The sequence below is a fragment of the Rufibacter sp. JT20002 genome, assembly GCF_056491185.1.
The window spans coordinates 1248145-1262839 of the sequence record NZ_JBSZJY010000001.1; the positions used below are offsets into that span (position 1 = coordinate 1248145).

At 50.0% G+C, this 14695-nt stretch carries 13 protein-coding genes; 3 read left to right on the top strand and 10 right to left on the bottom strand.

The window, feature by feature from the left end; all coding sequences use genetic code 11:
- Nucleotides 1–73: 73 nt before the first annotated feature.
- On the bottom strand, nucleotides 74–2953 hold the full coding sequence (locus tag ACW9SV_RS04825; RefSeq protein ID WP_479555604.1) for a FlgD immunoglobulin-like domain containing protein: 2880 nt from the start codon (nucleotides 2951–2953) through the stop codon (nucleotides 74–76).
- A gap of 73 nt (nucleotides 2954–3026) precedes the next feature.
- Nucleotides 3027–3440 carry a hypothetical protein gene (locus ACW9SV_RS04830; protein ID WP_479555605.1) on the bottom strand — a complete coding sequence of 138 codons (414 nt, stop codon included), beginning with the start codon at nucleotides 3438–3440 and terminating at the stop codon, nucleotides 3027–3029.
- A gap of 253 nt (nucleotides 3441–3693) precedes the next feature.
- Between ACW9SV_RS04830 and ACW9SV_RS04835 the strand changes: the two genes are divergently transcribed.
- The 3 genes from ACW9SV_RS04835 to ACW9SV_RS04845 all read left to right on the top strand — a co-directional run bounded on the left by ACW9SV_RS04835 (nucleotide 3694) and on the right by ACW9SV_RS04845 (nucleotide 5823).
- The gene (locus ACW9SV_RS04835) at nucleotides 3694–4506 is read left to right on the top strand and encodes a metallophosphoesterase family protein (RefSeq protein WP_479555606.1); all 813 of its coding nucleotides are present in this window, start codon (nucleotides 3694–3696) and stop codon (nucleotides 4504–4506) included.
- Between the two features lie 4 nt (nucleotides 4507–4510).
- A complete protein-coding gene (locus ACW9SV_RS04840) occupies nucleotides 4511–5146 on the top strand; it encodes a hypothetical protein (RefSeq protein ID WP_479555607.1) in 636 nt (211 codons plus the stop codon).
- Nucleotides 5147–5295: 149 nt separating this feature from the next.
- Nucleotides 5296–5823, top strand: coding sequence for a CopD family protein (locus ACW9SV_RS04845; RefSeq protein ID WP_479555608.1), 528 nt, complete (start codon nucleotides 5296–5298; stop codon nucleotides 5821–5823).
- A gap of 103 nt (nucleotides 5824–5926) precedes the next feature.
- Here ACW9SV_RS04845 and ACW9SV_RS04850 read toward each other — a convergent pair whose 3' ends face one another.
- From ACW9SV_RS04850 to ACW9SV_RS04885, 8 genes are all read right to left on the bottom strand, one after another.
- Nucleotides 5927–7252, bottom strand: a complete 1326-nt coding sequence (locus tag ACW9SV_RS04850) for a hypothetical protein (protein WP_479555609.1) — start codon at nucleotides 7250–7252, stop codon at nucleotides 5927–5929.
- A gap of 289 nt (nucleotides 7253–7541) precedes the next feature.
- On the bottom strand, nucleotides 7542–7922 hold the full coding sequence (locus ACW9SV_RS04855) for a co-chaperone GroES (protein WP_479555610.1): 381 nt from the start codon (nucleotides 7920–7922) through the stop codon (nucleotides 7542–7544).
- 141 nt (nucleotides 7923–8063) lie between these two features.
- The gene (locus tag ACW9SV_RS04860) at nucleotides 8064–8738 is read right to left on the bottom strand and encodes a hypothetical protein (protein ID WP_479555611.1); all 675 of its coding nucleotides are present in this window, start codon (nucleotides 8736–8738) and stop codon (nucleotides 8064–8066) included.
- Between the two features lie 102 nt (nucleotides 8739–8840).
- Entirely contained in the window at nucleotides 8841–10040 is a 1200-nt protein-coding gene (locus tag ACW9SV_RS04865; protein WP_479555612.1) for a homogentisate 1,2-dioxygenase, read from the bottom strand.
- 91 nt (nucleotides 10041–10131) lie between these two features.
- Nucleotides 10132–11784, bottom strand: a complete 1653-nt coding sequence (locus tag ACW9SV_RS04870; RefSeq protein ID WP_479555613.1) for a S41 family peptidase — start codon at nucleotides 11782–11784, stop codon at nucleotides 10132–10134.
- Between the two features lie 136 nt (nucleotides 11785–11920).
- Nucleotides 11921–12628, bottom strand: coding sequence for a hypothetical protein (locus tag ACW9SV_RS04875; RefSeq protein ID WP_479555614.1), 708 nt, complete (start codon nucleotides 12626–12628; stop codon nucleotides 11921–11923).
- A gap of 166 nt (nucleotides 12629–12794) precedes the next feature.
- A complete protein-coding gene (locus ACW9SV_RS04880) occupies nucleotides 12795–13517 on the bottom strand; it encodes a hypothetical protein (protein WP_479555615.1) in 723 nt (240 codons plus the stop codon).
- A gap of 96 nt (nucleotides 13518–13613) precedes the next feature.
- Nucleotides 13614–14570: a zinc dependent phospholipase C family protein gene (locus tag ACW9SV_RS04885; protein WP_479555616.1), complete on the bottom strand. Its 957-nt coding sequence runs from the start codon at nucleotides 14568–14570 to the stop codon at nucleotides 13614–13616.
- Nucleotides 14571–14695 lie beyond the last annotated feature (125 nt).

Here is a 14695-nt window from a genome sequence, read left to right on the forward strand (position 1 = left end):
GCCCTTACTATTAGACAAAAAAGGCTACAGAAATAGATCACCGCAGCCTTTCTTGTTTAAGTTTATATGTTTCTTATCGCAGGAAAGCCATACGCTTAGTGTAGCTTTTACCGTCAATGGTCAATTGATAGAGGTACGTACCAGTGGCTACTGTTCCTCCTCCGGCAGTCCGGCCATCCCAGGTGATCTGGTGTTGCCCGGCTTGCTTTCTTCCGTTAACCAAAGTAGTTACCGCTCTTCCGCTTAAGTCATACACCATCAGTTTCACATTGGCTGCTTTCTCCAATACAAAAGGAATAGTGGTGGTAGCCCCTGCCCGGAAAGGATTTGGATAGTTTTGCTTTAAGCCAAACTGAGAAGCTTTTGCAATTTCTTCTGGGGAGGCAAGCGGCCCGCCGTATCTGCGGCTATACACCCCGTTCCCGTGGGTACCTACCAACACCAGGTCATCGGTGGTACGGCTCAGCACCATGTCTACCGGTACCTGCCCAATGGAACTGTTTCCTTCCCGCACCCAGGTGGTATTTCTTCCGCTGAGTACTCCCGTTGAATACAAACCGGTACTGGTCCCCACCAAGTACTTAGACGTGCCGTCTGGGTTAGGCAAAATGGTGCCCCATCTGGCCGAGGGACCGTTGCCCTGCACATTGCCGTTTTCCTCTAAGTTTCCGGAAATGGCAGTCCATGAGGTACCTCCGTTGGTGGTATAGAAGAGACTTTCCACCTTGTAGTTGGAGAACACCACTATAGCTTTGTTTGCATCTCTAGGATCAATGGCAATACATTGAATATTACCCGTCGGGAAACTATTACCTGTAATGGTGGTTCTGGTAGGGCTGGCAGCGGCACCATTCTGCAGCTTATACAATCTACCGGCTCTTGTTCCAAAGTACACCACGTTGGCAGGTGACTTACTCACGGCTACAGCCGATATCTCTTCGCGGGTTCCTAGTTTAGATACCACTTCCCAACCAATGGAAGATTGGCCGCCCGGTCCGTTTTTCCTTACCGGAATCTGGGAAATGTCTTTGTTCCGCCACAAGGTATCCCCGGCCGGCAAAAACATGGTGTATTCATTATTAGGGTCAATGGTGTACGGGTTCACAAACAGGTATCCCGTTGCTTTAGGAGGGTCAATACGTGCGTACCCGGCAAATCCTTCGTCGTCAAAGGCGATCCGGTAAACGGTTCCGCTTTGGGCAGACACCAGAATAGAATGGGTAGTTACCGCCGCAAAGGCACCGTCACCACCTAATTGCTCTACCCACATGGTCTGCTCCTCAATGTTATCCACTGCCCAGGATCCGTTGTCCTGCATCCCTCCTACCACAAAATCATCGGTGGTATTCAGGTCCATCGCCACGGTGTAGAACTGGGTGGTTTGATACCCACGGTTCAAAGACTCCCACACCACAGAAGCCGCCAGATTATCGGTAGTTCTGGAAAGCCCGCCATCATGCGCCGAAACCATAGAGTTAGGGTTGGTTCTGTAGAAGGCCACCTCATGCTGATCTGGGTGATGTTGGTCATACAAAGAGAAGTCGTCATTGGTAGGAGTGTAGCCTCCAATCTTGGTGGTAGCAGTTGTATTGGAGAAACCGCTGGTGGACCGGTACAGATTGGTACCGCCTAGTACCACGTAATTAGGGTTGTTCGGCTTTACCCGGATCACCATGTTATAGCCACCCTGTAAATCAAGATCGCCGGTCTCGCCGCCCAGCATAGGCAAATTAGCAGTTAAATCGGTCCAGACTCCGCCTGTGCCGGCTCCTGTTCCGGAGACATATTCATACTTCCAGAGGTTAGCCTCCGAATCTGGATTTTCAGTGGTATAGACCAGGAAGTACACAATGTTTTCATTGGACGGGGCAATGTCCAGCACAATCCTTTCATAAGAATCCGGGAAGTTGGCAGGGGTGATATCGGTCCAGGTTGTACCGTTGGTGGAACGGAAAATTCCTTTGGCGCTAGAAGTTCCGTTGCCATTGGCAAACTCGCTTAAGGTGGCGTACATGCTTCCGTTATTACCAATGGCAATATCCGTGAAGAAAGGACTCTCGTTGAAATCTTCCACATCGGCATCGTAACCTAATACGTGACTCCAGGTGGCGCCTCCGTTCGTAGATCGTCTAATGGAGCCGGCAGTTGCCGCAAACACTTCATCCTGGGTTGTATTGGCAGGGTTGGTGGCCACTCTGTAGGTGATCTGGAACATATTGGTGTAGAGCTGGGTAGGATCGCTTACCTGTGTAGAAGGCAGCACATTCCAGGTCACGCCATTGTCTATTGATTTAAAAATGCCGTTGCCCAGGTAAAATGCATCCAGTTTACTGGCTGAGTTACCAGAAAGCATCTCCCCGGTGCCATAATACCATACATTACGCTTGCCGGCTCTTCTGTCCTGCGCCACGGTAGTCACGCTATGAACCATGTTAGGATCGGTTACCTTCACCCAAGAGGTACCTCCGTTGCTGCTGCGCCACATGCCGCCAGAAACCCCTCCGGCCAGGATTACATTTTCATTGCTCAAGTCAATAGCCAAAGCCCGGGTACGGCCGCCCACATTGAAAGGACCCCGCCTGTCCCAGGTATAGGTTGCCAGCTTGGCGTAAGGGTTAGTTTCTAGGAATATCTGCTCGGCGGTTAGGATCTTATTGGAGTAGGCAAGCTCAAGCTCCCGGATCCCCTCCGGGATTTTACCGGTCGCCGGATCTCTCAAACGGGCGAGTTCATACTCTTGCCTGGCATTTGGGTTTTCCTTGCTTCCGATCGCCCCTTTCTTGTGCAGGCGATTGGCCCTTGCAAACCGACCCGCCTCCTTCAACTCCTCCATTGAGATACGCGGCTGCGTACCTTTAAGAACAGAAGAAGAGGCAAAGTACAGGAGCGCCCCAAAAAAGAGGAGCAAAGCGCATGACATCCAAAGTTGCCGCTGCTGGGTTACACGTTCCATGAAAAAAATTTATAAATGGTCTTGGGTTGGAATTGAAAAGAAAAATGTACCGGCACCAAACAGCCGCTGAAACCTAATCTAGTAAAACATAGGAATGGACCACTAAAGGGTCACTCTCCTTGAGGGAGCCTCGTACCTCTGCCCTTATTTTCTGCCCCTGAAGAACGCCGGGCCTTCCTTTGACAGCTTTGGTGGTCATGGGAAAATAAGCCCGCACCTGCTGGCCTTCGCCTAAACTCTGAGTAAAACCAGAGCCATACCCCACCACCTGGCTTATCTTGATTTCTGCCTGGCAGGGCGCTTGGCTGCAAGGCCCGTTTCCTGAGGCATCAAGGTCAGGAAGTATCTTCACCACCTCTACCACCACTCGGGCATGCCCAGGTGCCACAGGCTTCTGCTGCGGGAGCGGAAGCTTTTCATGGGTAGTGCTTCGTTTAGAGGTAGACGCAGGCATTCCGTTTTGGGGCTCAGCTTGTGACTCAGGCATTCGTTTACAGGCAAAACCAGCCAACCACAAAATAGTTGGCAAGGCAAGCAATGTATACTTTCTGACACGGGCACGACGCATATAACAAATATACTTACAAAGATCAGGTTTTAAGCATCTTACTATAAATTATTGAAGATTGGATTTCTTACCTGAGCTTATTTCTGCAATTCTCTTAAAACCAGCAACCTTGATCCTTGTTATAGGTATAGGAGGAAAGCATTAATTACAACTTCTCTATATAGTTTACTTCATGAAAACAACCCACCTGCCACCGCACGTGAAGTGGCTGGCACTATCCTTTCTTTTTTTCCTGTCTGCCTGTGATCTGTTTGAGTACCACCCGTACGCGGGCAACCTGGAGTACAAGAACCTCACGGCCGAGAACGTAGCTAGGATCAAGGCCTTGGAAAGCCAATACAACCCGCAAACACCCTTAAGATTTGCCCTCACCGGCGATACCCAAGGCTTCTTTGAGGAGACCGAGGACATGGTGAAAGACATGAACTCGCGGGATATTGCCTTTGTCCTGCATGCCGGAGACCTCACCAACTACGCCTTTACAGATGAGTTTGAGCGCATGCACCAGGTACTCTCCAAGTTGAAGGCCCCCTACGTGACCGTCATCGGGAATCATGATTGCCTGGGCGATGGCGATAAGCTCTACAAAGAAATGTATGGTCCCTTGAACCACTCTTTCACCTTTGGACCGAACAAATTCATTCTCCTCAACACCAACTTTCTGGAGTTTGACGAAAGTGTACCAGATATTAATTGGTTGGAAAAAGAGCTTCAGACCCCTACTTCCATTGTAAATAAATTTGTCATCTCCCACATCATTCCTAACAACAGCGAGGCCAACCGTGCCCAGGAAGAAACCTATGTGGCCTTGATGAGAAGATACAACGTGCGCCTTTCTTTACATGGCCACACGCATAACTACAGCGCGTCTGAACTCTACAAGGATGGCATCCCCTATGTCACTACGGCTGCCTCCCTCAAGCGGAGCTATGTGCTGGTCACGGTCACCGGCAATCAGGCTACTTATGAAAAAATAGAATTCTAACAGTATGCGTTCTTTTTACACCCTTTGCCTTCTTTTCTGCCTCCTGCTTTCCGTTGTGGCACATGCGCAGGAGACTTCTGACAGCACCGCCCAGATTGCCTCTGATAAGATAGACCGACCTAAAAACAAATGGTACGCCCCAGATTATGTGGTGGTGCAGCACGCGGGTTTGATTGGCATTTTGGCGGCCGGTTTTGGTTATGATTTCGGGAAACACGACCGTACTAACGCGGAGCTCATGTACGGTTTCACGCCTAACTACGGGTTTAAGAACACCACCCACACCTTCACCACCAGAATCTACTACCAGTCGCACCCCAAGCCTTTGTGGAAAGGCTTCCAGATCAGTTGGATTAAGGCGGGCACCGGCATCAGCATGACCATTGGCGAGCAGTTTGAGACCTTCTTTCCTAAAAAGTACCCCGAAGGCTACTACATCTGGCCCACGGCCACCCGCATTCTGCCCTTTGTGGGTTCTTCCCTGGTTCGGGAATTCAAAGGTCAGAAACGTCCCATATTCGGCGAGTTTTATGGGGAAATTGGCACCAGCGATGTCATGATTGTAGACAAGTACCGAAACAAAGGCATCTCTGTGCCCGATATCCTGAACCTGGCCATTGGCGTACGCGTGTCTTTGTAGGCCTGTTTAGAAGGCTTTTCCAGAAAGAAGCCTTGAAACAATGGCTTCCTGCACGCTGTTCTGGTCATGAGCGTGTAGGTTTCCAGCAGGCAATCCACGATTTTTGCAGCGGCATTGCCTTCATCGCTTTTGTTTCCTGAGAATATCTTATGGATTATAATTATCTTAAATCGCTGCACATCATTTTTGTGGTCACCTGGTTTGCGGGCCTTTTCTACATTGTGCGGTTATTTGTGTACTACGCTGAAACGGCTCAAAAACCCGAACCTGAGAAAAGCATTCTGCAGGCGCAGTTTGCCTTGATGCAGAAACGATTGTGGTATGGCATCACGTGGCCCTCGGCGGTTCTAACGGTCATCATGGGACTCAGTCTGTTGCATTATTTCAACCCCATTCCCACGTGGCTTTGGATCAAACTGGGGTTTGTGGCAGGGCTCCTGGCCTATCATCTCTACTGCCACCGCATCTTCAAACAGCACCAACGAGGCGACATACAGCAAAGCTCCACTGCCCTCCGCATCTGGAATGAGGTAGCCACCCTTTTCCTAGTCAGCATTGTGTTCTTGGTGGTGCTCAAAAACGGGCTGAGCGCGACTTGGGGTGTATTGGGCTTTATAGGATTATCTATCCTGCTTATGGTGGCGATCATGGTGTACAAGAAACTCCGGAAAGCCTAAGCCTGGCATTCTGTTCAAGTCTGAAACCCGAAAGCAGACTGGCCTAAAAAGGAAACGGCCCCAAAGGGGCCGGCTCACTACAAACAACCAACATGACAGCGGCTTACTGATAAGCCGCCATTACCTTTTCGTATTCATATTTAGAACCCACGGTTTTAGCCGCCTGGGAATACGCTTCTCTTATTATTTTATCGTCTTTGGGTAATTGGAGGGCCATCTTGCGAAGCAGTTTGGCTTTCTCGTAATCAGAACTGATGCCTTGGCTGGCTTTCAGTAAGGGCAGATACTGCGTGGTACCCAGCCTTGAGTTGCTCAGCAGCCCACTGTAGGCCTTGGCTTTCTCGTAGTCTGAGTTGATGCCGTTGATGAGGGGCAATACCCTGTCAAAGTAGTTCACCACCTGCTGTTCGTGCCGCATGAGGGTGCCTAAACCCTTGGTGCGCTCATAGTCTGAGGAAACCGTCTGCAAAGCCCGCATCGCCAATTCAAACTGTTTCTCAGATAAAGCAGGACGGGCTGCCAGGGCATTCAGCACTTTCACCTTCTCGTAATCAGAATGGATGGTTCCTAATGCTTCTGCGGTTTTGTCTATGGCTTTGCCAGACAGGCTCTCCTGCTGCAAGAGGTGTTTCAAGGTGCGGGCCTTCTCATAGTCAGAAGAAAGACTGGCACTGGCCGCGGCATAGGCTTCGGCGGTTTCTGAGTTGGCCAGCAGGCTAGCCGGTATCTTGGTCAGAATAGAGGCAGCTTCGTAGTCAGAGGTTTTTCCTTTGCTTACTTGCTCCAGCAACAGGCGCATTTCACCCGGTTTTAGGTCGTTTCTGGCCAGAAGGTAGCGGTACATTTTGGTGCGGCCGCTGCCTGCCTCCATAGAAGCAGTATGCTCCAGTACTTTCTTTGTGCCGCCTTGTTGGTACAGGCGTTCGGCGCGAGCCTCGGCACCTAACCCGGTTTTGGAAATCATCTCGGGCAGGTATTTGGCCAGCCAAGCCTTACCCGCTGTGGCATACTCCTGTGCCTCTCCATCAATCCAGTACTTTCCTTCCAGGTTGCCCTCTCTGTTCTCCAGCACCACTTTATGCTCTGGCGCCCCCTTCTCCTGGCGGACAAACTCAAATCGGCCGCCTTCGCTTAACTCGGAGATGGAATGCTCATCCTCGGCTACGGTCACTGTTCCTTGCGTCACCAGTTTCAGGCGTAGGCCATTGTCATCGGTGGTGATGTACACCGTTTCTCCCTTCTCCCCTTTGGTAGAAAACGAGCCATTGATGACCCGCACTTCTTCGTGCACTGAGGTGCTGACCTCTGTTTTAGTTTTTTTGTTTGGGGAAGCCCCAGAAGATTGGGCACTGGCGGGCAGTACCATATTCAGGCAGGCCAAAGCAACGAAAGAAGAAAGTAGAAATGGACGCATGGCAGATGTTTTCATGTAAATGGCTTTTCTGATACAGCAACCCGGGTTCCTGAGCTTCCTATGCTAAAGACACCCCTTCTTTTGGGTGGTTGCATGTTTTTCAGATAAAGTTTCTGCCTTTTTTTTGACAAGGGCCATGCCAACACTTTAATATATTGATTAACAATGTTTTACCTCAAACACACAAAACAAAAATGTCCGCTTCCGAACAACAAAAATTCGAAAGCGGACACTCTTACCGTACGTTTTAAACCTTTTTAAGCGAATATCAGCAGAAAACAGGCAGTGCTTCTAAAAACAATCTCTATTCTTCTTCGCGTTCTAATAGCAGCACCGAAGATTGCGGCACGATGAAGTACTTGTCTCCCATATAGTTGATTTCAACGGCATCGCGCTGAAGGTAAATGGCCAGATCGCCTTCTCGGGCTTGCAACGGAAGGTAGCGCACCTGCTCTTTCTCGTCTTGGTTCCAGATCTCGTCATCTAGGCCGTAGTCTGCGGGGATAGGGTACCCTGGACCAACTCGCATCACGTAGCCTTCCTGCACTTTCTCTTTCTCCTGCACACCGGGCGGCAGGAACAACCCACTCTTGGTCTGTTCCTTTGTGCTTTTCGGCTTAATGAGCAAGCGGTCTCCTACTACAATCAACTTCTGCAGTTTATGGGCGGGTGAGTCTTTGCGCATAGTGGTAAACGTTAAAGATAATTGGGGCCGCAAAGATACAACAGTAATGGTGTTTGGCGCTAGGAGATGTATGGGGATTTAAGAGTATGGTTTGAGGAGTTAATTGTGAAAATAGGCCGGAAACCACCTCACGATAAGTAATTATATCTTTGAAAGGTCAACTACCTGTATTTTCTCCAGCTTGTCATGCTCACTAAACATTGGAGAACCGTCTACTTTGATATTAAAAAGTATGTCTTTGAAGGTTTCTCGGTATTCTTTTATTTTCTGACTTTCAACTTTCAAAGCAATGTCATAGGCAAAGCCTTTATGGTCAACCACCATGGATAGCGTCACATATTTCCTGTTCTCAATTGTAGTATAGTATTCCGCATCATAGGTTTCTTTAGTATCAAAGATCAATTTCTTCACAGAAACACTATCAAATTGCTCTTTTAGATCCTCCTTTACAAGTTCGGAATACAAGTGTCTTAAATAAGCATTAACAGTATCCGGTTCTCCCTTGGATTCAATCTTGACAACTGCAAAATAGGTATTATCATCTTTGTTGTTGAGATATGCCATAAACCAAGCCAAATCTTGCTGGAGCGGTTTCCATTTAGCAGGGATACAGAAGTTGTCCTGAGCAGCGTCATAACACTCCCATTCATCAGCACTTAAAGGAGCTCCACGTTCAACTTCATACTTTGTCACTTCCCATGTCTCCTTTACTTCTGTTGTATTTTCAGCAGGAGTCTGGCAGGAAAACAAGCTTGTAATGATAAGCAAAAGGCCAATACTGACAATCAACCTCATTTTGGCACCCAATAGTAACAACTGAAATGATTTATTCGGGCAGGAGTTTGCAGGAAGTCTCTTTTTTTATGGAGAGACTTCCTGCTGATTTTAATCCTCTTTCCTTAAACCAACCTTTAAACGCTAGTCCATCATATCTGCTGGGCGGGGAGCTTGCGGAGCGGCGTCTGGGTTCCAACTCATGGGATAGTTTTGGTCTACCAGTTCCAGGGCATCCACGGTCAAGTAAAGCGGCTTGAAGGTGTCAATCATCACGGCTAGTTCATGCGTCTCCTTTTTCCCGATGCTGGCTTCTACGGTGCCGGGGTGCGGACCGTGCGGAATACCGCTGGGGTGAATGGTGAACGAGGCGATGTCAATGCCTTTGCGAGACATGAAGTTGCCGGCTACGTAGTACAGAATCTCGTCTGAGTCTACGTTGGAGTGGTTGTAGGGTGCCGGAATAGCCAAAGGATGGTAGTCAAACAACCTTGGCACGAACGAGCATACTACAAAGCCTTGCGTTTCAAAGGTCTGGTGCACGGGCGGTGGTTGGTGGATGCGACCGGTAATAGGCTCAAAGTCGTGGATGGAGAAAGCGTAAGGGTAAAAGTAGCCGTCCCAACCCACTACATCCAGCGGCGAGAAATCATAGTGGTACTGGTGCAGGAAACCTTCTTTCTTGATTTGCACCAGGTAATCGCCGGGCTCATTTTCCTGGATCAACTCATGGGGCGGGCGCAGGTCCCGCTCACAGTACGGCGAGTGCTCCAATAGCTGCCCAAAGTGGTTTCGGTAACGGCGCACCGTCTCTACCGGGCTAAAGCTTTCGGTGATGAGCAAACGTACAGGGCCTTCGTTCCAACGCCATTGGTGGATGATGGTCCGCGGGATCACTACATAATCGCCAGCTTCCACTTCTAAACGCCCCATTTGCGAGCGCAACTCCCCGGAGCCTTCATGGATGAACACAATCTCATCGGCCAGGGCGTTTTTGTAGAAGTACGTCATCTGGCGCTCACGCGGCAGGCAGATGGAGATGGTGCAATCTTTGTTCATCAGGAGCGTCTTGCGGGCTCCCAGGTAATCCTCACCGGTGCTTTCCCCTTTGAACGGCCTAATGTGGTAAGGCGCTAGCGGCACATCAGACTTAACGGGGCCATACGGTACCGGCTCGCCTATCTTGGTAATTCTAGTGGGCGCGTGCTGGTGGTAGAGCAGCGAGGAAACGCCGGAGAAGCCCAACGTACCTACCAGTTGCTCATGGTACAGACTTCCGTCTGGCTGCCGAAACTGCGTGTGCCGTTTACGGGGTATATTTCCTAACCGATGATAAAATGCCATGCAAGTTGTGGTGAGAGATGAATGGAGGAATAAGTTAGAATTAACTTTGCATAAAGCAAAAGGGCAGTAGGAATATCCCACTGCCCTTTCTTTATCTTCCTAAGCTGATGTGCTTTGCCTGGTCAAAAAGCCCTAAGGCTCGCTGGAAATCAGGGTCAATCTCGTTCAACACGGGGTAGAACCCTTCTGCTTCGTAGCGGCTTCGGGCAATAAATGCCTTCAGGTTGTTCCTAATGGTTTTTTCAGAGCGTTTCAGCTCTTTGCTGTCTACCTTGATATCCGCGCGCTTGGCTTCTTTCAACAGGCCTTGCAACATGGCATCGGTTACCTGGAACGTCTCCTGGAAGTGGGGCAGCGTAGTGTTCTCTAACTGCTGGCGGTGCTCCCGGAAGTACGTCAAAGCGTACTCACGCAACACGTTTTTACGGTACAGCTCGGTTAACAGGTTGGTATTGTCTGTGGTGTCACGCGGCACAAACACATCTGGCATAATGCCTCCGCCCCCGTACACAATGCGCCCGCGGCTGGTTTTATACTTAAGCGAATCGTTGAACTTGATGCTGTCCTGGCTGAAGAACTCGCCATGCTTGTAGCGGTTGGTGAGCTCCATTTCATAGTCCTCGGCAGATTCTGGGTCGTACGGTTTCTGGATAGAACGGCCGCTTGGCGTGTAGTATCTGGAGATGGTCAGGCGTAGCTCGGCTCCGTCTGACAACGGAATAGGCACCTGCACCAACCCTTTACCGAAGGAACGACGGCCCACAATCAAAGCTCGGTCATGGTCCTGCAACGCACCCGCCAGGATCTCAGAGGCAGAGGCGCTGCCTTCGTTGATCAAGACAATCAGCTCCCCGTTTTCAAAGTCACCTTTCACCTTGGCGTAGTAGTTGGCATCGTACTTAGAGCCTTTCCCGTCGGTGTACACCAGTTTCTTGTTTCCGGCAATGAACTCATCGGCCATACGAGTGGCGTGGTCCAGGTAACCACCCGGGTTATCGCGCAAGTCCAGGATCAGGCGCTGCAAGCCTTGTTTCTTCAAGGCAGTCAGCTTGGACTTGAACTCCTCGTAGGTACCGTTAGAGAAGCGGCTCACTTTGATGTACCCGGTCTTGTTGTCAATCATGTACCCGGCATCTACCGACAAAGATGGGATTTTACGGCGAGTTACGGTAAACTGAACTGGTTTCGCTTCATGCGGGCGCAGCACCGTCAACACCACCTTAGAACCTCTAGGGCCGCGTAGTTTCTTGAACACCGTCTCATTGGAGATGTTCACCCCGGCAATATTCTCGCCGTTCACCTTCAGGATTTTGTCCCCAGCCTGAATGCCCACCTGCTCAGATGGTCCGCCGCTTAGGGGCGCAATCACGTACAGGGTGTCTCTAAAAATGTTGAACTCCACCCCGATTCCGTCAAAATCACTTTCTAAATAAGAACGGGCCATGGTGATGTCCTTGGCCGGGATGTACGAAGAGTGCGGATCCAGCTTCTCCAGCATCTTGTTGATGGCGTATTCAGAGAGCTGCTCCGTGTTCACAGTATCCACGTACTCGCGGTCAATGTAACTCAGGATTTCCCTGAACTTCAAATAACCCCGGGCAGTACCCTGCGGATTGGTAGAACTGGGCTGAAACAAGGTAGCACCTAGCAGTATTCCCAACGCCACGGCCAACCCTAGAAACAACGGCAAACGCACTTGAAACAAAGAGTTCTCAATTTTATTTTGCTCTGTTTTCTCAGTCATATAGTATATGAATCATATTAACCTCAAAGAAGACAACTTTACAACAGATTGATACTATATGATTTATCATCAATCCAACAGAAAGAATCTTCCTTTATAATACAAATTTTAACCCAGTAAAGTTGCCTGTAGAGGCTTATGCGTTACTGGTTAACTTCTGCGCCATTTTCCTGAGTTCGCGGGCGTAAACCTGGCGGTAGCTTCCGTTGCGGGTGGTGGTATCTGAAGGGGAGGCAATAGGCCGGGCTTGTACGCGCTTGGCTGTGGCTAAGGCAACCTGGGCAATCTGTTTATCGGTCCAGTGGCCTTTTAAAGCCCGCAGGCACTTGTAAATCAGTTCTGAGTCCTCAGACTTAGCTTCTTGCAATTGCTCTGTGTAATAAGCAATGGTCAGCAGCACCCTGGTATTGCCCATGTCCTGATAGTAGTGCGGGAACAACTCATGGCGCAGCATTTCATTGGCGGCCTGCTGTTGCAAGACAAAAAGGTAGTCTTTGCGCATGTTCTGGAGCAGTACCCCTTTGATGTCGGCGTGCTTATCGGCCCAGTTCGCCTCGCCTTTATGGGTTTCTGAGATTCGGGGAATTTCTTCGAATGGATTTTGCTTGGCCCCGGCAGGTGGTGTGAGGCCCAGGTATTTAGATCCTTTAGGATAAGTGATCTCGTATTCTGGTTCTTTTGCCTTTTGGGTGGAAGCGGCAGTGGCCGAAGAGTCGGGGGCCGTTGCCTGTTCCTGGGAGGTTTTAGCGCCTTTGCCTCCGGGCATTGTATCGCAGGCGGTCAGGCCTAGAATTCCAATACAAGCTAATGCCCACACGGCACGACTGGGGATCAAATACATCATGTAACTTAAAATAAACCACTTTTAGAAGACAGCCATCACACACAATACCCTACCCCTCGCTCCTAAAGTAATGCTTTAAGTAAGTTACTTGAAGCAAGTAAGAGAGAATATTTGTCAACGTCTTATCCACTTTGCTATACACCAGCTTTTCCACAGGCTTATCCACCTAGGCTCTATCCTTTAACTTGCTGGCCATCTTCTTTAATTCGCGGGCATACACTTGCCGGTGATACCCATTGGTAGTGGCGGTGTCTGCCGCCGATTGTATTTTCCTTGCCTGCACGCGGGCGGCGGTGGAAAGCGCCACCTGCGCGATCTGTTTCTCTGGCCAGTATTCCTTTAAAGCCCGCAGGCACATGTAAATTAATTTGGCATCCTCTGACTTGGCCTCCAGCAGTTGCTGGGTGTAGAAACTAATGCCTTCCAGCATGTTGGCCTGCGTAGGGTCACTGTAATAATGCGGGAACAATTCATGGCGCAGCATTTCATTGGCCGCCTGCTGCTGCAAGACAAACAAATACTCTTTGCCGGCGTGGGCCAGCAACAATTGGCGCATGTCTGTATCTTTGCCAGCATAGTCTCTAACGGGACCATTGGCTTTTACAATGCGTTCTACCTCTAAAAAAGGGTTGGGGTGTATGCCCGCCGGCGGCGTGAGGTCCTGGTATTTAGAACCGGCAGGGAACGTTAGCACCCACTCAGGCTCCCGCACCACCTCTGCATGGATAGGCGCCGCTGCCATGATATTGGCGCCGCTGTTTCTGGGGCCGCTTCCTGAACTGGTAACATCAGGCAGAAAAAAACGCTGCACCACCAATGTAGCCAACCCCAAGGCAATCAGGAAAACATCAAGTTTGTAGCCCTTTGTCATTTCCAAGTTCTTCATCATCTGTTGGTGCACTCCTGCGGTATTCTTTGTCTTCTCTTTTAATTACCTGATGCGCTTTGGGTCTTGTTTCCATAAAACAGCGCAAAAGGACCAAAGTTATTGTTCACGGGCATCATGTTCACCGGTTTGGTACACGGTTTTCTCCAGTTCCAACTGCTGCTTCTGTTCGGGCGTTAGAGGTGCCAGGTTCTTGAGGTCGGGTTGCCCGGCGTTGACCCAGGCCGTGTACCAGTAGCTGGCCACCAAATGGATGGCCCAGCGCATCTGTCGCTCTACCTGTCCGGCAAGCCCCCGATGGTAGGCTTGGCTGAACTCCCGGGAGTACACCTTGACGGTGGTGGCTCCTCGTTCCTCCAGGCTGTACTTTTTGTCCTCAGAATAAGTCTGGCTTAGTTGCTTCTCTACCGAAAAGACAGAGTCCAAGGCCGCATTTGATCTGGCTACTATCTCCCAAGCCGTTTTGCCCGGGTTCTGCAAGTGTTGCGGAGGGCCTATAAAGAAATCATATTCTGGTGCCCAAAGTTCCGGCAACCGGCTTTCCCACAACCCATGAATGCCCCGCTGGTTTGTGAACTGGCCATTGTAGTTGCGGGTGGTATGCAGCGGTACACAAGCATCAGCGACGTAATGCCCCAGCTCAGCGGAAAGACGAAGGATTCGCTGGAGATCGTGCTGCTGGAAAGCCTGGGTGAGTTGGTACTGCATCAGCCCGATGTGCCAGGGCACAATGCCGTGCCGTTGCAGCGTATCCAAGGTAAATTGTTTAACGGCATCATCCCAGAAGCGAGGGAGTTTGTAAGCGGCGCTGTCTCCGTACACATCTAGGTCAATAAAATGGCGGGCACCTTCCTCAGGCACGGCATACCGCCTTTTATCAGGGGCTACGGCCTGTTCTGTTATATAAGGCAAATGCTGCTTGTAAAACCCGATCATCTCGGGAGGCAGGGTGAACACCGCCTGCTGGTTAATGCGTTGGTGCGCGTAGAAGCCCCACCCATAGGAAAACCGCAGGACTACCAGGAAAAGCACTAAGAGCAGAAGCCGTTTTTGCATGAGAAGGTATACGAGCAACCCCGCCAGGGAAGTTCCTGTATTTCAACCCTCTTTCACCAAAGGCAGGGCTAAAACAATTCTCCAAAAATTAGCGGAAATTGCCTACAGGGTTTTGCGGGTGTTTT